This is a genomic window from Acinetobacter pittii (genome assembly GCF_034064985.1).
Lineage (GTDB): Bacteria > Pseudomonadota > Gammaproteobacteria > Pseudomonadales > Moraxellaceae > Acinetobacter > Acinetobacter pittii_H.
Genome location: NZ_CP139249.1, coordinates 2,690,385 through 2,716,888, shown reverse-complemented (window position 1 = coordinate 2,716,888; position 26,504 = coordinate 2,690,385). Strand labels below are relative to the sequence as shown.

General features: G+C 37.6%; 21 protein-coding genes. 11 read left to right on the top strand and 10 right to left on the bottom strand.

Translation table 11 applies throughout. From position 1 onward, the window contains the following. Nucleotides 1-8: 8 nt before the first annotated feature. The 6 genes from puuP to SOI76_RS13015 all read right to left on the bottom strand — a co-directional run bounded on the left by puuP (nt 9) and on the right by SOI76_RS13015 (nt 6,055). Nucleotides 9-1,340, bottom strand: coding sequence for an APC family permease (puuP, locus tag SOI76_RS13040; protein WP_104079384.1), 1,332 nt, complete (start codon nt 1,338-1,340; stop codon nt 9-11). 186 nt (nt 1,341-1,526) lie between these two features. Next, nucleotides 1,527-2,234, bottom strand: coding sequence for a cache domain-containing protein (locus SOI76_RS13035; RefSeq protein ID WP_104079385.1), 708 nt, complete (start codon nt 2,232-2,234; stop codon nt 1,527-1,529). A gap of 65 nt (nt 2,235-2,299) precedes the next feature. Continuing rightward, nucleotides 2,300-3,019, bottom strand: coding sequence for a FadR/GntR family transcriptional regulator (rmpR, locus tag SOI76_RS13030; RefSeq protein ID WP_014206133.1), 720 nt, complete (start codon nt 3,017-3,019; stop codon nt 2,300-2,302). 55 nt (nt 3,020-3,074) lie between these two features. Beyond that, nucleotides 3,075-3,845, bottom strand: coding sequence for a nuclear transport factor 2 family protein (locus SOI76_RS13025; RefSeq protein ID WP_032037932.1), 771 nt, complete (start codon nt 3,843-3,845; stop codon nt 3,075-3,077). Between the two features lie 28 nt (nt 3,846-3,873). Next, the gene (locus SOI76_RS13020) at nt 3,874-5,304 is read right to left on the bottom strand and encodes a gamma-aminobutyraldehyde dehydrogenase (protein ID WP_104079386.1); all 1,431 of its coding nucleotides are present in this window, start codon (nt 5,302-5,304) and stop codon (nt 3,874-3,876) included. Between the two features lie 328 nt (nt 5,305-5,632). Next, nucleotides 5,633-6,055 carry an Lrp/AsnC family transcriptional regulator gene (locus SOI76_RS13015; RefSeq protein WP_002120489.1) on the bottom strand — a complete coding sequence of 141 codons (423 nt, stop codon included), beginning with the start codon at nt 6,053-6,055 and terminating at the stop codon, nt 5,633-5,635. A 135-nt stretch (nt 6,056-6,190) separates the two neighbouring features. Here SOI76_RS13015 and SOI76_RS13010 point away from each other — a divergent pair, with 135 nt between their 5' ends. The 3 genes from SOI76_RS13010 (at nt 6,191) to SOI76_RS13000 (ending at nt 10,380) form a co-directional block, all read left to right on the top strand. Continuing rightward, nucleotides 6,191-7,426, top strand: coding sequence for an aspartate aminotransferase family protein (locus SOI76_RS13010; RefSeq protein ID WP_104079387.1), 1,236 nt, complete (start codon nt 6,191-6,193; stop codon nt 7,424-7,426). After that, entirely contained in the window at nt 7,423-8,517 is a 1,095-nt protein-coding gene (gene astA / locus SOI76_RS13005; protein ID WP_104079388.1) for an arginine N-succinyltransferase, read from the top strand. Before SOI76_RS13010 ends, astA begins: the two co-directional genes overlap by 4 nt. Before the next feature lie 399 nt (nt 8,518-8,916). Next, a complete protein-coding gene (locus SOI76_RS13000) occupies nt 8,917-10,380 on the top strand; it encodes an amino acid permease (protein WP_205668396.1) in 1,464 nt (487 codons plus the stop codon). Between the two features lie 82 nt (nt 10,381-10,462). Here the strand turns inward: SOI76_RS13000 and SOI76_RS12995 are convergent, their stop codons facing one another. Then, nucleotides 10,463-11,923 (bottom strand): coniferyl aldehyde dehydrogenase, encoded by a 1,461-nt coding sequence (locus tag SOI76_RS12995; protein ID WP_104079389.1) that lies wholly within the window; start codon nt 11,921-11,923, stop codon nt 10,463-10,465. A 129-nt stretch (nt 11,924-12,052) separates the two neighbouring features. On the opposite strand from SOI76_RS12995, the gene SOI76_RS12990 reads away from it, so the two are divergent. The 7 genes from SOI76_RS12990 to SOI76_RS12960 all read left to right on the top strand — a co-directional run bounded on the left by SOI76_RS12990 (nt 12,053) and on the right by SOI76_RS12960 (nt 20,552). Continuing rightward, nucleotides 12,053-13,123, top strand: coding sequence for an AraC family transcriptional regulator (locus tag SOI76_RS12990; RefSeq protein WP_104079390.1), 1,071 nt, complete (start codon nt 12,053-12,055; stop codon nt 13,121-13,123). A gap of 403 nt (nt 13,124-13,526) precedes the next feature. Continuing rightward, nucleotides 13,527-17,945 (top strand): RHS repeat domain-containing protein, encoded by a 4,419-nt coding sequence (locus tag SOI76_RS12985; protein WP_146065066.1) that lies wholly within the window; start codon nt 13,527-13,529, stop codon nt 17,943-17,945. Continuing rightward, nucleotides 17,942-18,415 carry a prepilin-type N-terminal cleavage/methylation domain-containing protein gene (locus tag SOI76_RS12980; RefSeq protein ID WP_104079391.1) on the top strand — a complete coding sequence of 158 codons (474 nt, stop codon included), beginning with the start codon at nt 17,942-17,944 and terminating at the stop codon, nt 18,413-18,415. The genes SOI76_RS12985 and SOI76_RS12980 overlap by 4 nt, the downstream gene beginning before the upstream one ends. Continuing rightward, nucleotides 18,405-18,788 (top strand): type II secretion system protein, encoded by a 384-nt coding sequence (locus SOI76_RS12975; RefSeq protein ID WP_104079392.1) that lies wholly within the window; start codon nt 18,405-18,407, stop codon nt 18,786-18,788. The genes SOI76_RS12980 and SOI76_RS12975 overlap by 11 nt, the downstream gene beginning before the upstream one ends. Then, entirely contained in the window at nt 18,782-19,258 is a 477-nt protein-coding gene (locus tag SOI76_RS12970) for a type II secretion system protein (RefSeq protein ID WP_250621802.1), read from the top strand. The genes SOI76_RS12975 and SOI76_RS12970 overlap by 7 nt, the downstream gene beginning before the upstream one ends. Before the next feature lie 100 nt (nt 19,259-19,358). Continuing rightward, the gene (locus SOI76_RS12965) at nt 19,359-19,628 is read left to right on the top strand and encodes a hypothetical protein (protein ID WP_104079394.1); all 270 of its coding nucleotides are present in this window, start codon (nt 19,359-19,361) and stop codon (nt 19,626-19,628) included. A gap of 579 nt (nt 19,629-20,207) precedes the next feature. Continuing rightward, nucleotides 20,208-20,552 carry a hypothetical protein gene (locus SOI76_RS12960; RefSeq protein ID WP_104079395.1) on the top strand — a complete coding sequence of 115 codons (345 nt, stop codon included), beginning with the start codon at nt 20,208-20,210 and terminating at the stop codon, nt 20,550-20,552. A 251-nt stretch (nt 20,553-20,803) separates the two neighbouring features. Here SOI76_RS12960 and SOI76_RS12955 read toward each other — a convergent pair whose 3' ends face one another. The 3 genes from SOI76_RS12955 to SOI76_RS12945 all read right to left on the bottom strand — a co-directional run bounded on the left by SOI76_RS12955 (nt 20,804) and on the right by SOI76_RS12945 (nt 24,808). Continuing rightward, nucleotides 20,804-21,700: a DMT family transporter gene (locus SOI76_RS12955; protein WP_104079396.1), complete on the bottom strand. Its 897-nt coding sequence runs from the start codon at nt 21,698-21,700 to the stop codon at nt 20,804-20,806. 125 nt (nt 21,701-21,825) lie between these two features. Continuing rightward, nucleotides 21,826-23,373, bottom strand: a complete 1,548-nt coding sequence (gene garD, locus SOI76_RS12950) for a galactarate dehydratase (protein WP_104079397.1) — start codon at nt 23,371-23,373, stop codon at nt 21,826-21,828. A gap of 70 nt (nt 23,374-23,443) precedes the next feature. After that, a complete protein-coding gene (locus SOI76_RS12945) occupies nt 23,444-24,808 on the bottom strand; it encodes an MFS transporter (RefSeq protein ID WP_065087107.1) in 1,365 nt (454 codons plus the stop codon). 285 nt (nt 24,809-25,093) lie between these two features. Between SOI76_RS12945 and gudD the strand changes: the two genes are divergently transcribed. After that, nucleotides 25,094-26,428, top strand: a complete 1,335-nt coding sequence (gudD, locus tag SOI76_RS12940) for a glucarate dehydratase (protein WP_104079398.1) — start codon at nt 25,094-25,096, stop codon at nt 26,426-26,428. Nucleotides 26,429-26,504 lie beyond the last annotated feature (76 nt).

Below are 26,504 nucleotides of genomic sequence, written 5' to 3'. Positions count from 1 at the left end.
CTTAAAAATTAATAAGCATTACTAATCGCAATACTTTGTTTTTTAATCGTTTTATAGATAAATAGGAGAATACCTAAAGCTAACCAGAAACATCCGAAAGTGAGCGAAGATGAATCAAGGTTGAGCCAGAGGCAAATAATGCTGATGACCGATAAAAGCGGTAAAAAGAGGTTTAGAAATTTATTTTTAAACCCTGAGCGCTGTTTATCTTTAATATAAAACTTCATAAAAACTGAGAAATTTACGGCTGTAAAAGCGACTAGGGCACCAAAGCTAATTAGGCTTACGACTTGCGCTAAGTCTAGAAAAACCGCGGACATTGAAATAAGACCAACAAATAAAACCGAAAAAAATGGTGTACCTAATGAAATATGAATTGTCCCAAAATACTTTTTAGGGAAAATATTATCGGTGCCCATTATATACAGTAAACGTGAAGCGCTGGCATGTGAGGCAAGGCCAGAGGCGACTGTGTTCATAATTTGTCCGCATAAAAATACGGATTGAAAAAAAGCGCCGCCGACGTAAAGTACAATTTCAGGTAATGCTTCTGAAGGGTGTTGAAAGCGTAGATTATTTGGAAAATATAGCTGAATAAACCAAGCGGCTGTGAAAAAAATAAGTCCGCCAGCGAGAGTCGTTAACATGACTGCACGGGGAATATTTTTGGTGGGTTGTTTGGTTTCATTTGAAAGCGTGGTAACCGCATCAAAGCCCAAAAATGAAAAGCACAAAACTGAGGCACCTGCAACGAGGGGGAGTAAAGATTGGTGCTCATGCCAGAGTGGAGCCAAAGTAAGCACATGCTCATAACCTTGAGCCGAGCCAATACCCTTAATCACTAAATAAACAAAAATGACCATAAGTATGATGGGGGCAAATACAAACAACAGGCTTAAATTGGCGAGTAACCGAATGCGGAAACAATTCACTAAAGTGACTAGGCTCGCTGACACAATTACCCAGAACCAGTAAGGCAGACTTGGAATAAGTGCGGTGAGATAAATTGCGGCTAGCAAAACATTAATGAGAGGCAGTAATAAATAGTCGAGTAGGGAACACCAACCGACAAAAAAACCACTTTTGGGACCTAAACTTTCAGCGGTATAACTGTATGCCGAGCCTGATTTTTCTGAATTTTGACTAAATCTTGCATAGCTCCAAGCAGTGAGTAGCATGGCACCAAGTGCGAGCAAATATGCCAGTGGCACATGTCCATTGGTAATTCCAGAGACAATACCGAAAGTATCAAACACCGTCATGGGAGTCATATAGGCAATACCAATAATGGTAACTTGCCAAAGAGACAGTTTTTTTAAGGAAGACGTTTTATTTTCCATGTCATTTCAACCTCAAATTCGTTGTTTTGCTTTTCATCCGGAAAAGCGATGCTATTTTTGAGCCAAAACTTCCCCTAGACTTGAATAAACACGTCTATTTGGAGAAAGTTTGTACAAAAGTGGGTGGCTGTTTCGCCTTGGTGATGCCCTAAAGCAAGATCAAATACTTATATCTTTGATATAACTCTAGATCACGACCAGTTGAAAAGATTGACACGGTCGTGCCAGAAACTGCTCGGGGCTTTGGCCTTTAAATAATGTGCCTGTTCTGATGGTGATGTCATTTGAAGTAATCACTCGAGAAGAGTCGTTAATCACAATTGCTTTTTGTTTTATATTTTTAAGTTTCGGCATAAGAATTTTTTCCAGTGCGGAAACTAAAATATCGGTAGCAATGACACCGATAAATTGATCACGAATCATGACTGGATGGGCAAGGGTGATGGTGTATGCACCATTGCAAATGTAGTCAACATAAGGCCCATGAATGCACGGACTCTTATTTTGAGCAGGTTTATGGAACCATTCAAAAGAGCGAAAATCTAAAAATCGCTGAGCATTTTGATAGTTTTCAAGTTTAGCTTGTTGTAACTGATCTTCTTTTTTATACCACCATTCGAGTGTCCAATAATCTTGTTCTTCTTGCGTTGCAGGGCTATAACTTGCAAAGCCGATGCCTTGACTGTAATGGCTTTCCTGTAAGGCTTTTTTAATTTCTTTTTGCAAAGCTGAACGCTCTGAACCTGAAAGCTTAACGTCTTTTGTTTTTTCAGGTTCATGTTTTGAGAGAATTTTGCTCGCTTTGGTCGCCAGCTTTTCTGTAATGGCTGTCGTTTCCTCAACCACCGTCTTTAACAAATTTTGAAGCTCTTCTATATCTAAATGTTGGGTCATTCCTATAACTCCTAAAATTCCGTATTTCTCACTTGATACTTTATAAGCGCTCTACTTTATTGTTTTTATTCGATAGATAACTTATATCGAAGCATTTGGTCTGTTAGCATCGAAATGATTTTTCGTGCTTGAATAACAGCATCATCTTCATTGCCTTGAACAAAAGATGATAAAAGTTGGTGGTATTGAGCGACGACCAGTTGATGGAACTGATCATCTTGGTAAAGCACAGCAATGAGCGGTGCCCATTCGGCTTGTATGGTTAACTCTTGATTTGCCAGTCGAGCTGATTGAGCAAAAGAGGTGAGTGTTAACAAGCAACGTAAATCAAGTTGGGCACGTGTGTCTGCTTCAACGGCCTGTTCAAATTGATCAATAAGCTCTTTAATTTTGCCTAATTCATATTCAGTGGTTCTCTGTGCTGCCAAATATGCACCATGGCTTAAAATTGCACTGTGAAATTCGCCTAAATCAGCTAGATATTCATTGGACGCTTGACGCAGAGGGTGCTTGTTTAAGAGTAAATCGGAAGGTAACTCACAAACAAAGCTTCCGCCGTTTCGCCCGCGTCGTGTATCAATCAGACCTTTTACGCGTAAAGTATTTAAAGCTTCACGGACCGTAATGGGTGACACTCCCATTAAGCGAGCTAGATCCGCCTCGTTAGGAAGCTGTTCATTGCTTTTGAGCAATCCAGAGATAATTGCATTTTCCAAGCGTTCTACAACTTGTTCCGATCGAGTTGCCTGAGCGATAGGTGCAAAAATTATCGTATATGCTGACATGGCGAATTCTCTAAAAGCTAAGTCAGAGACTTAGCTTAATGAAACGGATAAATGATTAAAACACGCCATATTGATGGACGGCCTGTTCATCTTCAGGCACAGCTGGTATTGCATCCCAAAGTTCAACAATTTTGCCATTATCGACTCGCCATAATTCAAAATAGGCATGTCGATTTCCGGCAATACTTCCTTCGGAATGTGTCAAGACAAATTGACCATCAGCAATGGAGCGATGCGTTTTGGAGTATACCAAACCTTGTCCTTCATTACGGATATTGTTCAAAAAATCAATGACTGCTTTAACACCATCGCCAATGTCTGGACTATGTTGAATGAACTGATCATTGTGAGTGTATTCTTTAAATGCCTCATAATTGCCATCAATTAATGACTTCTTAAAGAACGAGGTCACAATCTCACGATTTTTCTCTGGATCATGGTGAGTGACGATTTCAGTCGGACCATCTAATTGTGTTCTACCACTCACATTTGGCGCGGCTTCTGCTACCAGTCCATCCCAATGTTCCACAATTTTGCCATCTTTCACTCGGTAAATATCAAAACCGACTAAAGGGTTTTCATCTAATCCTTGAAAGCGGCCATGAATTGCAACCAAGTCACCATCTGCCAATACACGCACAGCTTCATGTTGCATGTCGGGGCAGTCTTCTACCAATTGGCGAAGGCCTGAAATGCCATTTGCAACGAGTGGTGAGTGCTCTATAAAGTCTTCAGAAAAATAACGGTCCAAAGCAGTGGTGTCGTGCAAATTAAAGAGCTCGTGATGGGCTTTAGTCACCAAGTCTTTCATTTCTTGTTTATTCATTTTGATCTCCTTTCAAAACTCATTGTTATTATTCATTTGAACTCATCACATGTTTAACGCGAGTATATTCTTCAAAACCGTAGCCAGATAAATCTTTACCGTAACCTGATTTTTTGAAACCGCCGTGTGGCATTTCTGCGGTTAAAGGAATATGGGTGTTAATCCAAACTGTACCGAAATCGAGTTCACGAGAAAGACGAGTTGCGCGGGCATGGTCTTTGGTCCAAACACTTGAAGCTAGGCCATATTCAACATCGTTGGCTTTTTCAATCGCATCATTTTCATCTGTAAATTTTTGAACGGTAATCACTGGTCCAAAAATTTCATTTTGAATTGCTTCGTCGTGTTGTTTTAAGCCACTAATAACAGTCGGTTCAAAATAGAAGCCTGGACGGTCTGCCTGTTTCCCGCCCGTTTCAACTTTAGCGTGAGCAGGTAAGTTGTCGATAAAGGCTTTAACATTTTTCAATTGGTTGGCATTGTTAAGTGGGCCATAAAGCGCGTCTTGATCATCAGGTTCCCCAAAACGGGTATTTTTTGCAGCTTCAACAAGTTTAGCTAAAAATTCGTCATGAACAGATTCAGCCACAATCACACGCGTTGCCGCAGTACAGTCTTGCCCTGCGTTGAAATAGCCCGTTAAAGCAATCATTTCAACTGCTTTGTCGAGGTCAGCATCTTCAAAAACCACTACAGGTGCTTTACCACCAAGCTCCAGATGCGCTTTCGCTAGATTTGCTGCGGCAGAAGCTGCAACTTGTAATCCGGCACGAACTGAGCCTGTAATAGAAACGAGTGCAGGAGTCTTATGTGATACAACTTTTGAACCGACTTGCGCTTGGCCTAACACCACGTTAAATGCACCTTTCGGGAAAAATGGTGCAGCAATTTCAGCAAGTAAAAGCGTACTTTCAGGCGTCGTATCACTTGGTTTAAGTACCACGGTATTACCTGCGGCTAAAGCTGGAGCAATTTTCCAGACAGCCATCATGAGTGGATAGTTCCAAGGTGTAACTTGTCCAACTACACCGACTGGTTCGCGGCGAATAGAAGAGGTTAAACCTTCTAAATATTCACCTGAAGCAGTGCCATTGAGTAGGCGGGCAGCACCTGCAAAGAAACGAACCTGATCTGCTGATGCCCCCACTTCTTCCGATGCAATTAAATGTTTTAACTGACCCGTATTACGACTTTGAGCCTCAATTAAACGCTCCGCATTTGCTTCAATAGCATCTGCTAAATTCAGTAATGCTTTTTGACGAGTCGAAGGTGTACTGCGTCCCCAAATTTTAAATGCCTCTTTAGCAGCGGCATAAGCAGCATCAACTTCTGCCTCGGTTGCATTCGGTGATTGTGCATAAACTTCACCAGTCACTGGGCTTACCAAGTCGAAATAATCATTTCCTTTGCTAGTAACATATTCGCCGTTAATAAAGTGTTGTAGTTGAGTTTTAGCCATTTTTTATACCTTGTCCTTAGGTTTTAACATATAACATATAATACTATATGTATTATGTTTTAAATTTTCTGTCAAATGCTTTGATGAGAGGAGTGAGTGAAAAAAGTGAAAATTTAAATCAAATTAGATTTTAAGTCTTTGATTTTGATTATTTAAAAAAATTAAAAATTTATTGACGATTTTTAGGAGAAGTTGATTGTCGTACTAGTTCAGTAGATTTGATGAAAGACAATTGAAGAATTTTCTAATCGAGAGCAGTTTGATGAGCCAAACCTTATGCTTAGCCCATCAATTTTTCGTTCTTATTATTTGAAATTAAAGTGAATGATTAGGTCTTATGACTCGCAAGCAGAATACTGGTTTCACTATTATAAATACCTGAAATATTTCTAATTCTTTCTAATACTTTATCGAAGTTTTCTAAAGTGTCAGAGCGTAGCTCAACCAAAATGTCCCATTTGCCATTGGTTTTATGCAAACATTCCACGGCACTTTCTAGGCGTAGTTCTTTAATCACAGACTGCGCTTTAGTGCCTTCAACCATAATGCTCATCCATGCACGGATGACGTTGCGTTCTGCATTGGGTTTAAACCGTACTGTATATCCAGTAATGATGCCCGAAGACTCCAAATATTCGATTCTCTTTTTTACCGTTGCCCGTGAAACGTGAACTTTTTCGGCTAACTCGGTAACAGACATCCGTGCGTTATCTTTAAGTAAACCTAAAATAATTTGATCAATGTTATCCATATTGTAATTGTCAATTATCAAATTGGTAAAAAATAATTCATTTTTTACTGAATTACAAATTTTGTGAATCAATTTGATTTTGAATAATAGGGGCATCGGTTAAGCCTAATAATTCAATTTAATGGACTAGATAAGATGAATAATTTTGCAGTTTCTCGTAATGACTTTAACGAGTGGATGGTTCCAGTTTTTGCACCGGCAAATTTCATTCCGGTACGTGGCGAAGGTTCACGTATTTGGGATCAAGAAAATAAAGAATATATCGATTTTGCAGGCGGGATTGCAGTAAACGCATTAGGTCATGTGCATCCAGTGGCAGTAAATGCTTTAACAGAACAAGCAACAAAACTTTGGCATGTAGGCAATGGTTATACAAATGAACCTGTTCTACGCCTTGCTAAACAACTTACCGAAAATACATTTGCAGACAAGGTTTTCTTCTGTAACTCAGGTGCAGAAGCGAATGAAGCAGCGCTCAAACTAGCTCGTAAAGTTGGTCTAGACAGTGGCATTGCTGGAAAAAGTGGCATTGTGGCATTTAATAATGCGTTCCATGGCCGTACTTTATTTACCGTTTCGGCGGGTGGTCAACCTAAATATTCACAAGACTTTGCACCACTTCCAAATGGCATTAACCATGTTGCTTTTAACGATTTAGAAGCTGCAAAAGCGGTCATTAATGAGCAAACTTGTGCAGTTATTGTTGAGCCGATCCAAGGTGAAGGCGGTGTTATTCCTGCTGACATCGAATTTTTAAAAGGTTTGCGTGCACTGTGTGATGAGTTCGGCGCCTTACTGATTTTTGATGAAGTACAAACTGGTGTTGGTCGTACAGGTGCACTTTATGCCTACATGAACTCTGGTGTTATTCCAGATGTATTAACGACTGCCAAAGCATTAGGTGGTGGTTTCCCAGTCGGTGCAATGTTAACAACCGATAAGTTTGCTCCGCATTTTTCTGTCGGTACACATGGTACGACTTATGGTGGTAACCCGTTAGCAAGTGCGGTGGCAGGTGCAGTGTTTGAGTTTATTAATACGCCTGAAGTACTGAAGGGTGTTAAAGAGCGTCATGACTACTATAAAAACGCTTTAAATAAATTAAATGAAAAATATGAAGTCTTTAAAACGATTCGCGGTGAAGGCTTATTGATTGGTTGTGCGTTAAAAGATGAATTCGCTGGTAAAGCAAAAGACATCAATAACCTTGCGGGCGAAGAAGGTTTGCTGAGTCTTATTGCAGGTCCAAATGTTGTACGTTTTACACCGTCTTTAATCATCCCATTTGCTGATATTGATGAAGGCCTAAAACGCTTTGAACGTGCGCTTGCTCGCTTTGTGGAAATTCAAAAGGATGAACAAGCAGCATGATGATTATTCGTTACATCGAATCTAAAGATGTTAATGACCTTTACCTGTTGGCGCAAAAAGCAGGTTTTGGTTTGACATCTTTGCAGCCAAATATGGAAAAACTTGCTGCTCGTATTGAGAGGGCGTGTAAGACAGTCGCAGGCGAACTCCCAAAGGCAGATCAGGTTTACCTATTTGTTTTAGAAGATACTGAACTCAACAAAGTTGTCGGTGTTTGCGGTATTGAAGTCGCACTTGGTTTAAAAGAACCTTGGTATAACTTTCATGTTGGGACACAAGTACATGCGTCAGAACCATTAAGTGTTTATAACGCTTTACCTACTTTGTATTTGAGTAATGACCATACCAATTGTAGTGAGCTTTGTACTTTATTTTTAGACCCTGACTATCGCTTAAATAAAAATGGCAAATTTTTATCTAAAGTCCGTTTCTTATTTCTTTCAGCATTTCGTCAATATTTTGAAGAAACGATTGTTGCCGAAATGCGCGGATATTCTGACGCCAATGGGCAGTCACCATTTTGGAATGCCGTAGGTCATAAGTTTTTTAATATCGAATTTACCAAGGCCGATTATTTAAGTGGAGTCGGGCAAAAGGCTTTTATTGCTGAGCTGATGCCAAGACATCCCCTCTATGTCGATATGTTACCTGACGATGCTAAAGCTGCGATTGGCATTGTGCACCCGAATACTCGACCAGCCTATAATCTCTTGCTTGAAGAGGGGCTACGCTATAAAGGCTATATAGATATTTTTGATGGTGGTGCAACGCTGCAAGCGGATATCGAAAATTTACGGGCGATTAAAGAAAGCCAGTCTGTAACGGTTCAAATCGAACAGCCTCAAAATATCGCTGTAGGGGATGAGTCTTACATTGTGGCCAATGATGATTATGAAAATTATCGCGCCATTCTTGTGTATAGCCAGCCTCATCAGAACATATTGCAGTTAACAAAAGAACAGGCAAACCAATTGAATGTTGAAAATGGCTCTTTAGTTCGCGTGCTAAGTGTTCATGTTAAACAAGTTTCGAGTCCAGAAGTGGTCAATAAACTCAAAGCCACTGAATATTTGCGAATGGCTGTTAATTAAGCGGAAATTACTATACATTTCACCAAATTTAAGAAGGAATAATATATTATCGCTAGCGCAAGATGGGTATATGGATAAATACAATCTTGCTCGCTGAGCTGGAATTAATTAGCCTGTTTTTCTATATAAAAGGTAAATCAATAAAATATTTAATTAATCTATATATTTTAAATGTTTATTGAAATTATATTTTGGAAATCAGGCTAATATAATAATGAAGGAAAGGAATGATGAATAATTTTTATTGTTATAGGTGATGGCTTTTAAAAAGGAATTTATAAGGTCTTAAGTGATTTAATAATATTTTTAGAATGGTTTAATGGACTAAATTAATAATCATATAATCTGTTTATTATTAAAGCATTTACGACGGTTGCTATAAATTGGAGTAAATATTACATGAGTAAGAATAACGGAAAGCAGTTCCTGGAAGGAGATCTTCTTGGTAGTCAACATATGACTGAGCAAGAAGAAGAGAAATTGCAGCGCTCATTGACAAATCGTCATATTCAAATGATCGCAATCGGTGGTGCAATTGGTACCGGATTATTTATGGGTTCCGGGAAAACATTAAGTGTTTCGGGTACTTCAATTGTTTTAACCTATTTAATTATTGGTTTCTTCTTTTTCTTCGTGATGCGGGCAATGGGTGAATTGTTGCTTGCAAATACTAATTTTAAAACCTTCGCCGATTTTGCAACGGCTTATCTCGGCCCATGGGCTGGATTTTTCCTTGGCTGGTCCTACTGGTGTAACTGGATTATTACTGCGATTGCCGATGTGATTGTGATCGGAGGGTACATGCAGTTTTGGTATCCCGATTTACCCGTCTGGATTCCAGCATTTACATCATTAGCGATCTTGACCATACTCAATTTTGTGGCCGTTCGATTGTTCGGTGAACTTGAGTTTTGGTTCTCACTCATCAAAATTACTGCAATTATTCTATTTATTCTGGCTGGTATTTATTTAATTGGGACCGGGTTTACTTCACCAAATGGTGTTAAGGCTTCAATGAGCCATTTGTTTGAAACAGAATCAATGTTTCCTTATGGTGTAACCGGTTTCTTGGCAGGTTTTCAAATTGCCATATTTGCATTTGTGGGTATTGAGCTTGTCGGTACGACTGCTGCTGAAACTAAAGATCCGCATACTTCACTTCCAAAAGCGATTAACTCTATTCCTTTACGTATTTTATTATTCTATGTGGGCGCGTTGGTTTGTATTATTGCAGTCACATCTTGGGCAAAAGTTTCACCAGAAAAGAGCCCATTTGTGGAAATGTTTACTTTGGTCGGGTTACCAATTGCGGCAGGTTTAATCAACTTTGTTGTTGCGACTTCAGCTTTATCTTCTGCAAACAGTGGAATCTTTGCGACCAGCCGTATGTTATACGGTTTGGCTTTAGACAACGATGCCCCTAAAAGCTTTAGTAAGCTGTCAAAAAGAAAAGTTCCAATTCGCGGACTTATATTTTCAATGGCGTGCGTAACGGTTGGAACATCTATTTTATTTATTGTGCCTAATGTTATGACTGCATTTACGATTATTTCAGCGCTCACTTCAATTTTATGTATTTTTACGTTTATGTTGATAGTACTTTCATATATTTATTATCGTAAGAAAAGCCCTGAATTACATGCCCAGTCAAAATATAAAATGCCGGGTGGATTATTTATGGCTTGGATGACCATGTTATTTTTAGTGTTTACTATCGTAATTTTGGCTTTAGACCATGATACTTTAATTGCACTTGAGTGTTCACCAATCTGGTTTATTGGTTTATTTATTGCCTATAAATATAAAAAGAAAAAGATGTTGCAGCTTGATATCTTAAAAGCTCAAAAGGTTGATTATATTTAAATAAATTTTAGTGATCTTATTAGAAATCTTATTATTTAAAAACCCAATAAAAAAGCCTCATTACGAGGCTTTTTTATCATCCTTATTTAATATTTGGATCGCCTTTCTTCAAGAAAAAGCGAATCGCTAATTTTTGAAGGAATGTTCCATAAGGAGGGTGGAAAAGCTGAGTCGGGAAAAACCGATGGCGAATAAAAACCGTTTTTGCATGTGAAAGTTCGCGGAAACCTTCCTCACCATGATATGACCCCATACCTGAGTTGCCGATACCCCCGAAAGGAGCATCATGGTTAACTACATGCCAGCCCCAGTCATTAATGGTCACACCACCCGAATGAGTCTCACGCAAAATACGATCACGTTCTATTGAACTATGCGTAAAGCAATAAAGGGCTAAAGGCCGTTCGTCCGATTTCACATAGGTAATTGCATCATCTAAAGAATCATAAGCCACTACAGGTAAAATAGGACCAAAGAGTTCTTCTTTCATAATCCGCATGTCTGGCGTGCAATTCAGCACAATGTGCACAGGCATCCTGCGACCTTGTTGGTCAAAGCTATAAGTATCGCAAGGAATAATAAGGGCACCTTTTTCTTGCGCATCGGTCAAAATATCTTGAATACGTTTTAAATGGCGGTCGTTCACAATGGATGTGTAATTCTCATTATTTTCAATGTTTTGACCAAACATTTTTATAAAGCTTGATTTCGCAGCTTCAACAAATTCATCAATACTTTCTTTGGGAACCAACGCGTAGTCAGGTGCTACACAGATTTGACCACTATTTGTTGCTTTACCATGTGTAATACGTTTTGCAGCATCGGCAAGCGGGTAGTTGCGGCTTACAATTGCAGGTGATTTACCACCTAACTCAAGTGTAACAGGTGTTAAGTTTTCAGCTGCTGCTCGCATGACGACTTTGCCAATAGCTGGGGAGCCAGTAAAGACAATATGGTTAAATGGCAAAGAGGTAAATCTTGCTGGGTCTGTAATTTCTTCACCAAACACGGCCACTTCATCTTCATTAAAAACTTCTGCCAGCATGCGTCGAAGCATTGCATTAGTATTCGGGGTAATTTCAGGCAGCTTAATCATGACTCGGTTGCCTGCAGCTAATGCGGCAATGAGTGGGCCAAGTGCTAAATAAACGGGGAAGTTCCAAGGAACAATCACACCAACCACGCCTTTAGGTTGGTATTGCACACTTAAACGGTTTGATAAAAATAAAAGCTCGGTACGGCGTTTACTTGGGCGCATCCAGCGGCGTAAATGATGAATCGCATGATCAGCTTCCAATACAGAACCAAGCAAATCTAGTAGTTTAGATTCATCAAGTGATCTTGAACTAAAGTCAGCATTAATCGCGGCAGCCAAAGCATCTTGATAACGGATAATTTGTTTTTTAAGTTGATGCAGTTTTGTGCGGCGTGCTTCAAGACTTGGGTAAGGATCTGCTTCAAAATTGGCACGTTGTTTGGAAAAAATAAGTTCCATATGTTCAGTGGCAGAGCCGCTATATTCTTTTAAAGTGGAGCGTTCCATTATTGTTCCTTCCATACTTTTGCTTATCATACTTTATGCTTGAAGCGTTGTATGGTCGATGTTAAATTGAGACAACAAGAGGTAGTTTAGTGCCATTATGCATGTCACTCTAGGGATGGTGTGAATTAAATGCCTAAAAATATTTATAAAAATGCAAATAGTGTTATCGAAGGAAATTATGATAATACACCCTTAGGTGCCAATACGTATTTGCTGGGTTTAACCAGTTTATTTGATGAAATGGGTTTGCAAGGCCATTCAATATCAGATGTTTTATCTGGCACAAATATTTCGCCAGATGCGATGAATCAATCATCTTTATATATTTCCCAAGTCCAAAAAATTCAGCTATTTCAAAATATTCAAAAGCTATCAAATGATCCACTCATTGGTCTGCGCGCAGGGCAAAAGCAGCGATTGTCAGATTTTGGAGTGTATGGCTATGCGTTATATTCCTCACGTAATTTTAGACAAGCGGTAGAGCTAGGCATCCGACACGTTAAGCTTGCAGGGCCTATTTTAAAGAAGTCTTTTTATATTCGAGATGATGTTGCCGTTTTTGAAGGGCAGGACATTATTGCACTGGGTAAGCTTTTACCTTTAGTGTGCGAGTTTTGGTTTAGCTCCATGCAAACTTTAGTTGAACGGGTACTTGAAGGACCATTTCAAGCGAAGAAGCTTTTATTACCATACCCAGCGCCTGACTATGCAGAAGAATATGAAAAAGTTTTTCATTGTCCTGTTCAGTTTAATGCTGGGATAATGCAATGGCACTTTGATTTAAAATGGCTCGATGTACCTTGTCCAAATGCCAACCCGATTACTGCGGACATGTGTAAGTCGTTTTGTGAGCGGATGCTAGGTGCTGCTGAACTTGAGGAGCCTGAGTTGGTGAAAACGATTCGTTTAATACTATTGGATGGAACAGGGCTTTTTCCATCAGCTCAAGAAATGGCTGAACGTTTACATATCTCAAAGCGTACTTTACACCGGCGCTTGGCAGGTTTTGATTTAACCTATCAAGAATTGTTAGATGAGACTCGGCGCCGTCTTGCTGATGAATATTTGCGAGAGACAACTTTAACCATAGATGAAATTGCTGAGAGAATTGGCTTTTCAGATACTTCTTACTTCCGAAAAGCCTACCGTCACTGGACAGGTATTTCACCAAATGAGTATCGTGAGAAATTAATTTCATAAATTAAATATTTGAAATAATTTAATCATTTTCTTAATAGTGATGGGTTGAATTGTATGGATGAAAAAGATGGCGATTTAAGTTCTGGAAGTTTTAAAACTACAAATAAACCAAACTTTTTTGGCGATATTGATTATATTTACTCAATTTTTAAAATTAAATAATTACCTGGAGATTTATTTTTTAATATTCTAAATTTAGTTTTTTCTGATTTCTTTATAATCGAAAATCATTTTTTTTGCGAGTGAGTTTTGATCAAGAAAAATTTAATAATGTGCAAAAAGTAGAAGAGAAAAATAGAATTCAGTGCTTCACTTTATAAGTCAGATATTGCTTATTGTTTATTGTTTATTTATGTGGGATTGAGTAATATTTGGCTACATAAATGATACTTAACCTTATACAATGAAATACAAAATACTTTTTATATCAATTTTTCTAGCAATTCATCATTCTCATGCAGCAGATATAGAACTCGCAGAAACTTTAAATGGTAAAACCTCTGTTAGTCCAGTGGGTGTACTCAATCATAATATTCCGCTGAATATTCCTCCTTCTCTTAATGGCTTTGTTCCGCCATTATCCCTTAATTATAGCGGAGAGAGCCCTGATGGTATTCTAGGTTTTGGATGGAGTGTTGGGGGGATTTCTGCTGTATCTCGTTGCGATAATATTAGCGATAAGACTGATATATACCAAACTGTAGATGATAGTCTATTTATAGAGGCTATTAATTATGGAACTACTAATCCACCTAATACATCAATTTTTAATCAATCCTGTTTTTCTTTAGATGGTAAAAAACTGATAAAAATAAGTCCAGATACTGCGGCTGCGGCTTCTACAGAGTTCCGGTTTGAAGATGATGATTTTTCAAAAATTACGCTTGAGCTTGAATCTGGTAAAGCTAATATTAAAAAATTTATTGTTAAAACTAAAGATGGCATAACAAAAGAATATGCTACCCCACTTAAATTTAATCATAAAGACTTAGTGACTGGACAGTACGAAACTGCCGAAAATATTACAGATTGGGCACTTACAACTGTAAAAGATAATAATGGTAACTATTGGACAGTTGAATATGATGACTTAAAAAAGGGTTTTTTATATCCTAAATCAATTAAATATACTGGTAATGGTACTGCTGTTCCTCTCAATTCAATTGACTTCGAATATACTCCTCGATTAGATATTGAAAAACGAGTCATTACTTCAGAAAGTGTTTCTGCACATGTATTAGATAAAAAGCTCTCAAAAATAAATCTTAAAGTAAATAATGCTTTAAAGGGAGAATATAGTTTTCAGTATGAAGATATCAATGATACGGCTGCAAAGAAAACCAGATTAAAGTCAATCAACTATTGCTCAATTAATGGAAGCGATAGATTATGTACTATTCCAACTAAATTAACTTGGAGTTCATTCGGTAAAGAACGGATGAATAAACCTGCAAGGGCGGGAATAGCCCCGATTCCATCAATTTCAGACAAAAGCAATGTACGCTATGTTTCACTAAAAGTGAATAAAAATCAAAATAAACTCCAGACAATTATTTCAAAAAATGTTGATGGTTTAAGTATATTTCCTCTTGGTAGTGACTATTCTACTAAAATTACACATAGTTTATTGAGTGGTTTTAAAGAGTGGTATCCAATTGTTATGGATATTAATGGGGATCAAATTGAGGATCTAGTTATTTATGGAAAGGATAGTTCTAATAATGTCTCAATTTTAGAGTTTTCTTCTTCTTTTAATGTTAAGGGCGATAAAGAGTTTAAGCTCTATAAAGAAGTTCTAAATATTAATGTGGTTCCATTGCCATTGGTAAATATAAAGGTAATGGATGGAAGTCGAGATGGTATTAATGATCTTATTATAACATATGCTGATGATAACAATATTCGTTTTGATGGCATTAAGCTCGATGGTACGGGAGCGAAGCTTTCTATTAAAACCTCTACAGTAGATCCTGCAATTATAACTAAATTAAAAAATAGTACCGGAAGCTCTAAAATATCTTCAAGAATACTATCTGGAAATTTCAATAGAGGAAAAATAAATGATGTAATTCTTTATTATACTGATACCACATGGGGGCTTGGCTTTTGTGCTATGAGCGTTTACTGGGATGTAGTTAATAAAGATAGAGTGCTTAAATGTAATTCTAGATTTTTTCCTGTTGATTGGGAGTGGGCGGTCCAAGGAAGTGAAGCAAATATATATAAAGATTATGAATTTAATGTAGTTGATTATAATAATGATGGTCTTGATGACATTCTCATGTCTAAAATCATAAGAATGGATAGTACAAATGGAACTTCTACAAGATTTAAGGAACAAATAGTACCACTACTTTCAAGAGATGATGCAAATAGTTTTGAGTTGTCTACTACAGTTGAAACCTCACCGTTTGTTATAGATACGACAGGCTGGGGTTCAGACTGGGAAACCACTAAAATCAGTCCACCAAATTTTGTGGATTTTAACCAAGATGGATTGGTTGATTTCTATAGATATACTTATTCCTTTAAACCAAATCTAATTACTTTTTTACAAAAGCCAGCTAAACAGTTTGATATCGATAATTTTCATTTAACAAGTTGGGATCAAGCCAAAGCTGGTAGTGCTGAAGAAATTATGTTTGCAATTATGGGGTATCCTAGTTTTGTCAGCCCAGAATATTTTAAAATTGACATTATTCCCACACTTTTTGACATAAATTTAGATGGTTTACCTGACTTAGATTTTAGAATTTTGGCATATCCGCATAAAGCTGACGGAAAAAGTTTTTTATATTCCATAGTAACAAATGCGACGGATAGAGCTCCAGACCCTATATTTGATGGGCAGTTTACTAGCGTATACATGCCTACGTTAACTCTACCAGATATGTTGCGTTCAATTGAACCTGGTGATGGGCGTAAAGAAGTTTTCTCATATTCTAGTATAAGTAGCGACCCTGAGAATCAAGAATCCAAGCCATTTCCAGTTAGGGGAACAAATGCACCGATCTGGACAGTTAAATATATACGTAATTATTTAAATGATGTGTTGGGTGCACAGGCGACTTATGATTATTCTACTCCCCGCCTAGATGTTAAAGAGAATCGTTTTCTTGGCTTCGAAAGACAAACAGAAAAACTGGAAAGCTATAATAAGCCATCGGATATTTATGCCGTTACCAATACTGTAGAGAAAGAAACCATCTTTAACCAGAACTATCCTTTTATCGGGATGGCGAAATCTGTAGTGACCAAAGCGAATGATGCCTTAGTGTCTAAGTTAACCGTTGCTGATGCAGACTTTGTAAGCGACAGTGCATATCCGACCACCAAGGTTAAATTCCCACGAATCAAGAAATCTACAGTTGAGAATTATGAACTGGGTACACTGGTTTCCAAGACAGTCACAGCCAATAACTACGAAAATGTATTTGGTAATTTAACCGATTCAACGGTAACCACAAGCAGTGCAGATGGTACAAACGTATTTACCACGACAGTCAAACCCACTTATGGCACAGCTGACAAGACCAACTGGATTCCGGGCCTGATCAAAGACCGGGTGATGACGGCTTCACGTACGGGTCAAACTGCAATTCAAACAAAAACCAGTTATGAATATGATACCAAACGACAAGTCATTAAAAAGATTGATGAACCAGATGACGCAGCGTTAAAGCTACAGACTGATTATAGCTATGATGCCTATGGCAATGTCACCAAAGTCAGTGTAAGTGGTACGGGCAACGGAACGGATACGGGAGCAACCCGCACGGTCAGCTCAGCCTATGAGGCAGGAACAGGTTATCCGGCTGGTGTATTCAAGACCAAAGAGACCAATGCATTATCGCAGCAGTCTACAGCAACCTATGATCCGGTTACAGGACAACTCCTGACTTCCACAGATATCAACGGGGTTGTAAGTACCCAGAAAATTGATGCCCTTGGTCGTGTGATTCAGACTAAATCGGCCAGTGGTGTACAGACGGATATAAGCTATCAGTTATGTAAGACCTTTGTTGAGGTGGGAAGTAATAGCAGTGAATGTGAAAAGGGTGAAAACTATAAGATCACCTCGACTTCAACATTAAATGCACCGGTCATTACCTATAAAGATGCTAATGGCAACGTTAAGCGGACACTGACCAAAGCCTATGACAACGTCAATAATACGGTGGTGCGTAATGAATATACCGCATCTGGCCGTCTGTATCGCAGCAGTAGCCCAAGCCTGAGCAATGTAGCCTATGCAAACCTGCAATGGACGACCTATGAATATGATGCGCTTGGACGTGTAAGTAAATTGACAGAGCCGGGTAATCGGGTCACCAGCTATACGCGCAGTGGCTTGCAAACCACAATGACCAATGCCAAGAACTTAAAGCGTACAGAGAAGAGCAATATCGCCAATGAAGTGGTTGAAATTGTTGATCATGATAATAAATCCCTTAAATACAGCCGAGATGCATTAGGGCGAATTACCCAGACGACATTAGCCCTCATACAAAATACCCCTGCTTTCCAATCCTTAAGTCTAGATGTTCGACACCCAGAATCGTGGGAATTGGTGAAAATCGTTAATATTGCACCAACTACACGTATTGATCAGGAGAAAAATAGTAGTGGAACGAAATTAACATTTGGCGCTACACCCCAACATCAAGGTCCTATTGCTCTTTTGACGTTTAAGGTTCCTGCAAAACAATCGAATCATAAAGAAAATATAGTAATAGAAAATGGAAAAATTAATTTAAATGATGGTAAAGGTGAGCAAGCTTTGTCGGATAAAGTTGTTAAAGAGTTTGAGCTAAATCAATGAATAGACAACAGTATGGCTTTACCTTTGTTGAGGTATTAGTTTCTTTAGTTTTATTGGCTTTACTAGCCTCTGTTGTTATACCTGTTTCTGACATTGCTTCTAGGCAGTCTAAAGAACGAGAGTTGAAACGAGCATTAGTTGAAATTCGTGATGCTATAGATGCTTATAAAGAAGCAAGTGATAAAAATGAAATACCGAAACAATTCCAAACGGCGAGTGGTTATCCACCAAATTTAAAAATACTTGAAGGGATTCCAGAGGAAAGGGGGAAAATAAAGCATCAACGGTTTATTAGGAAAATCCCTGCTGATCCATTTTCGACACAAAAAAATATACCACCTGAACAAACATGGGGGAAGCGTTCATTTTTAAGTGATGATAATGATCCCAAAGAAGGGGAGGATGTCTATGATATTTACTCTACTTCTAAGAAAATAGGCACGAATGGGATAGCGTATCATGAGTGGTAATTATTTAAATAAAACAAAAAGAGGATTTACTATTGTTGAGTTGTTGGTAGTTTTATCTGTCATTGCTCTACTGCTGTCAATTGTTACTCCACGGTATTTAAATAAAATTGAAGAAGGTAAAGAAATTGCTTTAAGACAAAACTTGTCAGTTATTCGAAAAAGTATAGATCAGTATTATTCTGATCAAGGCGAATATCCAGATAAACTTAATCAACTTGTTGAAAAACATTATTTAAGAGTAATTCCATTAGATCCAATTGCTGAAAAACATGAATGGGATGTTGTAAAAGAAAAACAAATAGGAGGTATTTATGATATTAAGTCTACAAGTCAACAGATAGGTAGTGATAATCGAGTTTACTCAGAATGGTAAATAATAAACTTTATAATATAAACACTAGATCTTCTCAGCAGGGAGCGATTTATATATGGATGCTACTATCACTTTTATTTCTATCTTTAGGGGTTGGGCAGTGGTCTATAAACTATGCGACTTTAAAACAGCGTGAAAAAGAAGAGGAGCTTTTAAAAATTGGATTAATGTATAGAAAAGCAATTTATCAATATTATCAGAGTTCACCAGGGGGTGTAAAAACCTATCCTGAAAAATTAGAAGATCTATTAAGAGATCCTAGATATTTAGAGGTAAAGCGTTATTTAAGAAAACTAGAAAAAGATCCAATGACATCAAAAGATTTTTTAATTATTAAAAATAGTGAAAATCAAATTATTGGTATATATAGTTCTTCGTCAAAAAAAACGATTAAAAAATCAGGATTTTTACCTTCTTTAGAAAAATTTGAAAAGGTTGAAAAATATCAGGATTGGAAATTCATTATGTGAAGAATATTTTGATATATTATAATTGTTTAATTTTCTAGATATAAGTAATTTTAATAAAAATTAAGATTGTTAAGGATAAGTCAAATAGGTTACCTTGAATATGAGTAAACAGTTTCAAAGAGATTTTGGAGCCTACTGCTGTCCCCATATATTTCATAACGAAAAACCTGTTTTATCGGTGGTCCGTGATGAAGATGGAGATTGGCAATTCTTATGTGGGAATGATGTTGATGATGAATATCACTATGTTGGAGTCGGCCATCTTTTAGATAGAGATAATTCATTAGAAGTATTAGTTAATCTTGAAAAGAATACTGGTGCTGAACGTGATGATGCTAATCAGGTTTGGAAATATTTTACTTTGAATTAAATAAATGAAACTGTGAATACTATTATTTATAGTGTTCACAGTTTTAAATATTTATAAAAAATCTCTAAGTTCTTTGAAAGTAGGTGAAGAGAAATATATTTAAGGGAAATACCCAAAATTCTTATTTACTCTCTTTAAAATAAATTAAACCTGAACTTTATTTAGATAAAGATTAGTTCTTTTGCTCAAAAATATTTTCAAGCATTCTATAAATAGCTTCCATACTAATTGCACTTTACAAGGGTATAGAAAATTAATACGATTTGGAAAGATTAAAAATATCTTTCATGAGGTGTAAGAAATTTAGATGGAAATTGATTATATTATTCCTGAACATCAAACATCAAACATCAAACATCAAACATCAAACATCAAACATCAAACATCAAACATCAAACATCAAACATCAAACATCAAACATCAAACATCAAACATCAAACATCAAACATCAAACATCAAATGGGGTGAAATCTTCAAATAGTTGTCAAAATTATATCCATAGGACAAAGATTACAATGGAAAACAAGATGGATAAGTTACACAGGAACAAAAGCGTATGTTTTTAGAGTTTAAAAATCGATGAAAGATATTTTGAAAGTTCAGAAAGAATGTTGTGATCATTATGAAGAAAAATTTTTTCCTGTAGAGTTAGACCAGTTGGTTGTAGTATCTGATGGAGTTTTAGAAGGAGAAATACCCATAGAAGGTGTTAGGTATAGATCACCTAAACATATGAGTGGTTGGTGGTTAACGGCTGATAAATATGATGGTGATATTGAAACTCTCAAGAATGTTCATTTTGCACATATATTGGAAAAAAGACCTAATTTAGCAATTTATATGGCATTACCTTACGGATATAGATTTATATTGGGGGAAGAAGAGGAACATGTTTGGTTTGATGAGAATACTTTAGATGAATAATTTATATTTTATTTTAAAGTAAGATTATTTTGGGATTTAATAGTCATTTGATTTAAATGACTATTAAGTCTAATCCAATTTTCTTGAAAGTGAAGTTGGCAGTCTTTTTAGTTAATGAAAAAACTAATAAATATAATCAGTTTTTAGGCTGAAATAATATTGTATTGCTTATGGTATATTGTAAGGGTTAATTTTTAATATAAATTTTTTAATAAACTATTAGAGGCTGTGTTAAGTTGTAATAAATTTATTTACTTAAATCGAGAAAGTAACTTTTTCTGCAAAAATGGATTACAGAGCAAAATCGCAAATAAAATAATAAATATGCCGATAATGCTAAAAATATCTGGTAATTCATGCCAAAAAACAAATCCCCAAATTCCTGCAAAAATAATCGCAATGTAATTCATTGGGCCAATTTGTCCTGCTGGGGCTAGGCTATAAGCATAAGACATAAAAAGTTGGCTTATATTTGCTAAAAGTCCTGCGGCAATGAGTAGTGCTAGTTCATGCCAAGTGAAAATACGCCAATGCCAGAACATTGGAATAGAGGAAATTAAACTTCCAAAAACACAAAAGTAAAAAACGATACGTTCAGGCGGCTCTGTACTGGTTAAAGCTCTTACGGTGACAAAAGCCATTGCTGATAAAAAACATGCACCCAAGCCAATAAAAGATAATGCGTTAAATAGACCTTGGTCAGGTTTAGCGACAAATAAAACCCCAACGAGCCCAATAACTGCAGCAAAAATCATAGATTTAGTAATTTTTTCTTTTAAGAAGAGCCATGCAATCAGTGGAATAAAGATAGGAGATGAGTAACTAAAAACCATAGCATTCGATAGTTTTAAGTTCGCAATAGCATAGAAAAAACCATACATTGCGGCTAGCCCGACAATACTTCGCCACGTATGCATCCAGAGTTTATCGGTTTTAATAAAGTCTAAACCTTGTTTAAAGAGCATCGGAATAAAAATAAATAAACCCACTGCATTTCTAAAAAATACGACGGTCGCATTGTCTACCGTTTCTGAAGCAAAACGAATGCATACTCCCATAATGGAAAATAATAATGCCGATGTCATAAGACAAAGCAGCGCTTTTCCAAGTTGAGTTGAGGGGAGATTTGAAGCAGTCTGATTTTGCATAGAGAAATAGAGTTCTTAATTTTCGATGTTATTTTAGCAGCGATGTTAAGTTTTGGTGAAATGTGTCGTAATTAATATGGGAAATGTGAAAAGATGAGGTGATATGCCTCATCTTTTAAATCTTATTAGGTCACTGGTGCAGGGTTAAATACAGCGAGTGAGTTATGAATACCCCAACGGTCCGACCACGTTTGTTTTTCACCGCTAGCTACTTGTAAAATCAGCTCAAAAAGTTCCCAGCCCACTTCTTCAATAGTTTTCTTTCCAATGGCAATATCGCCAGCACTGATATCAATCAGGTCATACCAACGGTTTGCAATATTGTTTCGGCTTGCCATTTTAATGACAGGTACGGCTGCCAGTCCGTAGGGTGTACCACGACCTGTGGTAAAGACTTGGACCGTAATTCCAGATGCCATTTGCTGCGTACCACAGATAAAGTCACTTGATGGTGTTGCCGCAAAAATTAATCCTTTTTTTGTCGGTCTTTGGCCCGGTGCGAGAACTTCTACAATCGGTGAGCGGCCTGATTTTGCAATTGATCCCATCGCTTTTTCTACAATGTTATTCAGTCCACCTTTTTTATTACCCGGTGTGGTATTGGCACTTCGGTCTACTTGGCCTGCTGCTAAATAGTCATCGTACCATTTCATTTCCCGAATTAGATCTTTGGCAACTTGTTCATTTGCTGCACGTGGAGTAAGTAGGTGAATACCATCGCGGACTTCCGTAACTTCAGAGAACATGACTGTACCGCCACATTGCACAATCAAGTCAGCTGCGAAACCAACGGCAGGGTTAGAGGTAACTCCGGAAAATGCATCACTCCCACCACATTGCATGCCTACAACTAAATTAGAAGCTGGAACTTCTTCTCGAGTACGTTGATTAAGCTTTTCAAGGTGTTGTTCTGCCACGGTTAAAATATGGTTCACCATACTTTCAAAACCGTTGTGGCGTTCATCTTGTAACTGAATAATATCTTCGTTTGCTAGGGGAATATATTTGTTTTCTTTAGGAATATTTAAAAGTCGTTCGGGTTGCATTTTTTCGCAGCCCAGACTCACCACCATAATTTCTCCACCAAAATTAGGGTTGAGTGCAAGGTTATGTATGGTACGAATAGGAACAATTGCAGCGGGTGCATCAATTGCCACACCACAACCATATAAATGGTTTAATCCAACTACACCATCTACACTTGAATATTTTGGAAGTAAATCACGCTCAATAATTTTAACGACATAATCGACAATACCTTCTACACAGTTAACACTAGTCGTAATACCTAAAATATTTTTTGTGCCGACGCTGCCATCTTTATTTTTATAACCTTTAAATGTATATCCGCTCAAGATTGGAAGCTTTGGATCAGGACGAGTTGCTAACTCAAGATCATCTAGCTCAGGTGCCTCAGGCATTTGGGTAACGGCTTCATTCACCCAAGAACCTGCGGATAAATCTTTATTGGCATAACCAATAATTTCCCCATAACGAACAATTGCTTCACCTTGCTTTAATGACTTTAATAAAACTTTATGTCCCTGTGGCACATGATCAACCAAGATGAGTTGGTATTCTTCAATATGTGTAGAAGGTGGTAAACCGCCGTCATTCACTACAATGGCTACATTATCAAGAGGACTAATTTTTATGAGGAGAGGCTTCAGCATGATCGTTCCTTGTATACATTTGAAGAGAGGCCATAACGCTTAATGTGTTTAAGCGTTATGGTGTAAAGGTTTAAGAAGTAGGTTTTAACTCGAAGCGATGAATTTTCCCGACCATAAAGAGGTAGCAAATAATTGCGATGACGGCATGTATACCTACAAAAACAAGTGCACCATTGAAAGAACCAGTCGAATTGATAATATAGCCAATCGCAATCGGGATCACGATGCCTGCTGTATTGCCGAAGGTATTAAATAGACCACCCGATAAACCCACCATTTCTTTTGGTGCAACATCCGACATCACTGCCCAACCTAATGCACCAAAACCTTTACCAAAAAAGGCCAGTGACATAAAGAATAAGATGGCTGTTTGCGAATCGACATAGTTACAAACCACAATACTGGTTGATAACAACATGCCAAAAATAATGGGAAATTTACGGGAAAAGGTTAGAGATTTATTCATTTTGATGAGTTTATCGGAAATTACTCCTCCTAATACACCGCCAATAAATCCGCAAAGCGCCGGTAATACAGCTGCAAAACCAGCTTCTAAAATTGACATGTGACGTTCTTTTACAAGGTAAACAGGGAACCAAGTAATAAAGAAATAGGTTAAGCAGGTAATACAATACTGAGCGATAAAAATACCTAGAAGCATACGAGAAGAGAGCAGCTTTTTAATATTTTTAAAATTCATTTTATTGTTTTCATCAGCAATTTTAAGCTGATTTTCACCCATGCTGGTAATAGCACCGCCTGCTTGTAAATATTTAAACTCATTTGAATTAATAGTAGGGTGCTTTTCTGGGCTATAGATGACTTTTAACCAGATAAAAGCAATCACAATACCTAGTCCACCCATAATCCAGAATACAGATTGCCAATGAATATGGGCAACCAACCATCCCATGAATGGCGCAAATATGACAGTGGCAAAATATTGAGCCGAGTTAAATATCGCTGCGGCGGTTCCACGTTCTTTGGTTGGGAACCATGCTGCTACAATCTGGCTGTTTCCAGGAAAGGCAGGACTTTCAGATAATCCAACCAAGAAACGTAAGATAAATAATGAGGCGATAATGAGAGGTATAGAACCTAAAATATCGACAAAACCTAAGAGAATAGTGAAAAATGACCAGAGCATGATGCTCCAGAAATAGACTCTTCGAGCACCAAACTTATCGAGTAACCATCCACCTGGAATTTGACCAATCACATAAGCCCAGCCAAACGCAGAGAATATATATCCCATGGTCACTGAGCTTAATCCAAGTTCTTGAGACATTGGAGCGGCAGCCATCGAAAGGGTTGCTCGATCACCGTAATTTAATGAAGTGACTAAGAAAATCATCGCTAAAATGTAATAGCGCGTTTTATTATGCTTCGCTCGTTGCTGATTCACAGCAGCAATATTTGTTTGCAGATTATCCATATACAAACTCTTTTTAATAATCGACCTATTTGCATATCCGTGAAATAGGTGACGTCATGTCAAATTCATCGATAGAATAGATGAGAAAACGGAATGTTGTATCTACTCTATAGTCCTAATTCTAAAACCGCGCCTTTAGATGTATGACATCATATGATTAAAAATATTATTTTGGCAAGTAGGCTCGAAAAATAATTTTTGTGCGAGTTTATATTGACAAGTTGTCTGATGTCTTATAAGTTTTGGTAATGAAAAAATAGTATCAGTATGCTAAGGAGTATTTTAATGGCGACCTCTACACCTATTGTTAAATCCATTCGAGCAATCCCTGTTGCTGGGCATGATAGTATGCTGCTCAATTTGAGTGGTGCCCATGGACCTTATTTCACTCGTAATATACTCATCATTGAAGATAACTCTGGAAATATTGGTGTAGGTGAAATTCCGGGCGGAGAGAAAATTTTAGCGACATTAAATGATGCTAAAGCCTTGGTAGAAGGGCAGCCGATTGGTGAATATAAAAACTTGCTCAAAAAAATTCAGCAAAATTTTGCCGATCGTGACAGTGGTGGCAGAGGCAATCAAACCTTTGATTTACGTACCACAATTCATGTTGTAACGGCTTATGAGTCAGCATTACTTGATTTGCTTGGTAAGCATTTAAATGTGAATGTCGCAAGTTTACTTGGTGAAGGGCAACAACGTAGTGAAGTTGAAGTATTAGGGTATTTATTCTTTATTGGTGACCGCAAACAGACTTCATTAGACTATGCGACTACACCTCAACATAACCATGATTGGTATAAAGTCCGTCATGAAAAAGCGTTAACACCTGAGGCTGTGCAGCGTTTAGCAGAAGCATCTTATGACCGTTATGGTTTTAAAGACTTTAAATTAAAAGGTGGTGTATTACAGGGCGAACAAGAAGCCGAAGCTGTTACAGCTATCGCGCGCCGTTTCCCGGATGCACGTGTGACGCTTGATCCAAATGGTGCGTGGTTTTTAGATGAAGCAATTGCTTTAGGTAAACATTTAAAAGGTGTGCTGGCCTATGCAGAAGACCCGTGTGGTGTAGAGCAAGGTTATTCAAGCCGTGAAATTATGGCTGAGTTTAAGCGAGCAACGGGGTTACCGACCGCTACGAATATGGTTGCGACCGACTGGCGGGAAATGTCGCATAGTATTCAATTGCAAGCTGTTGATATTCCTTTAGCTGACCCGCATTTCTGGACATTGGAAGGTTCGGTGCGTGTTTCTCAGTTATGTAAAATGTATAACTTAACGTGGGGATCGCATTCAAATAATCACTTTGATATTTCCCTTGCCATGTTTACCCATGTTGCAGCGGCTGCCGTGGGTAATGTGACTGCAATTGATACGCACTGGATTTGGCAAGAAGGTACAGATCAACTGACTAAAGTACCGCTTGAAATTAAAGACGGTAAAATTCAGGTACCAACAGCACCGGGACTTGGTGTCGAACTTGATTGGGACCGAATTAATCGAGCCCATGAACTTTATAAGTTAAAAGGTTTAGGAGCTCGTAATGATGCGGATGCGATGCAATTTCTGATTCCTAATTGGACTTTTAATAATAAAAAGCCATGTTTGGTTCGTTAATCTGACTCGATTCGTATTTAAATATTGAATTGATAGCTGTCCTTGGGGGCAGCTTTTTTATTGCTATAAAAAAATT

Bases quoted from the DNA above. Each gene is read 5' to 3' on its own strand.
- puuP (WP_104079384.1), bottom strand. From the start codon at position 1,340: ATGGAAAATAAAACGTCTTCCTTAAAAAAACTGTCTCTTTGGCAAGTT.
- SOI76_RS13035 (WP_104079385.1), bottom strand. From the start codon at position 2,234: ATGACCCAACATTTAGATATAGAAGAGCTTCAAAATTTGTTAAAGACG.
- rmpR (WP_014206133.1), bottom strand. From the start codon at position 3,019: ATGTCAGCATATACGATAATTTTTGCACCTATCGCTCAGGCAACTCGA.
- SOI76_RS13025 (WP_032037932.1), bottom strand. From the start codon at position 3,845: ATGAATAAACAAGAAATGAAAGACTTGGTGACTAAAGCCCATCACGAG.
- SOI76_RS13020 (WP_104079386.1), bottom strand. From the start codon at position 5,304: ATGGCTAAAACTCAACTACAACACTTTATTAACGGCGAATATGTTACT.
- SOI76_RS13015 (WP_002120489.1), bottom strand. From the start codon at position 6,055: ATGGATAACATTGATCAAATTATTTTAGGTTTACTTAAAGATAACGCA.
- SOI76_RS13010 (WP_104079387.1), top strand. From the start codon at position 6,191: ATGAATAATTTTGCAGTTTCTCGTAATGACTTTAACGAGTGGATGGTT.
- astA (WP_104079388.1), top strand. From the start codon at position 7,423: ATGATGATTATTCGTTACATCGAATCTAAAGATGTTAATGACCTTTAC.
- SOI76_RS13000 (WP_205668396.1), top strand. From the start codon at position 8,917: ATGAGTAAGAATAACGGAAAGCAGTTCCTGGAAGGAGATCTTCTTGGT.
- SOI76_RS12995 (WP_104079389.1), bottom strand. From the start codon at position 11,923: ATGGAACGCTCCACTTTAAAAGAATATAGCGGCTCTGCCACTGAACAT.
- SOI76_RS12990 (WP_104079390.1), top strand. From the start codon at position 12,053: ATGCCTAAAAATATTTATAAAAATGCAAATAGTGTTATCGAAGGAAAT.
- SOI76_RS12985 (WP_146065066.1), top strand. From the start codon at position 13,527: ATGAAATACAAAATACTTTTTATATCAATTTTTCTAGCAATTCATCAT.
- SOI76_RS12980 (WP_104079391.1), top strand. From the start codon at position 17,942: ATGAATAGACAACAGTATGGCTTTACCTTTGTTGAGGTATTAGTTTCT.
- SOI76_RS12975 (WP_104079392.1), top strand. From the start codon at position 18,405: ATGAGTGGTAATTATTTAAATAAAACAAAAAGAGGATTTACTATTGTT.
- SOI76_RS12970 (WP_250621802.1), top strand. From the start codon at position 18,782: ATGGTAAATAATAAACTTTATAATATAAACACTAGATCTTCTCAGCAG.
- SOI76_RS12965 (WP_104079394.1), top strand. From the start codon at position 19,359: ATGAGTAAACAGTTTCAAAGAGATTTTGGAGCCTACTGCTGTCCCCAT.
- SOI76_RS12960 (WP_104079395.1), top strand. From the start codon at position 20,208: ATGAAAGATATTTTGAAAGTTCAGAAAGAATGTTGTGATCATTATGAA.
- SOI76_RS12955 (WP_104079396.1), bottom strand. From the start codon at position 21,700: ATGCAAAATCAGACTGCTTCAAATCTCCCCTCAACTCAACTTGGAAAA.
- garD (WP_104079397.1), bottom strand. From the start codon at position 23,373: ATGCTGAAGCCTCTCCTCATAAAAATTAGTCCTCTTGATAATGTAGCC.
- SOI76_RS12945 (WP_065087107.1), bottom strand. From the start codon at position 24,808: ATGGATAATCTGCAAACAAATATTGCTGCTGTGAATCAGCAACGAGCG.
- gudD (WP_104079398.1), top strand. From the start codon at position 25,094: ATGGCGACCTCTACACCTATTGTTAAATCCATTCGAGCAATCCCTGTT.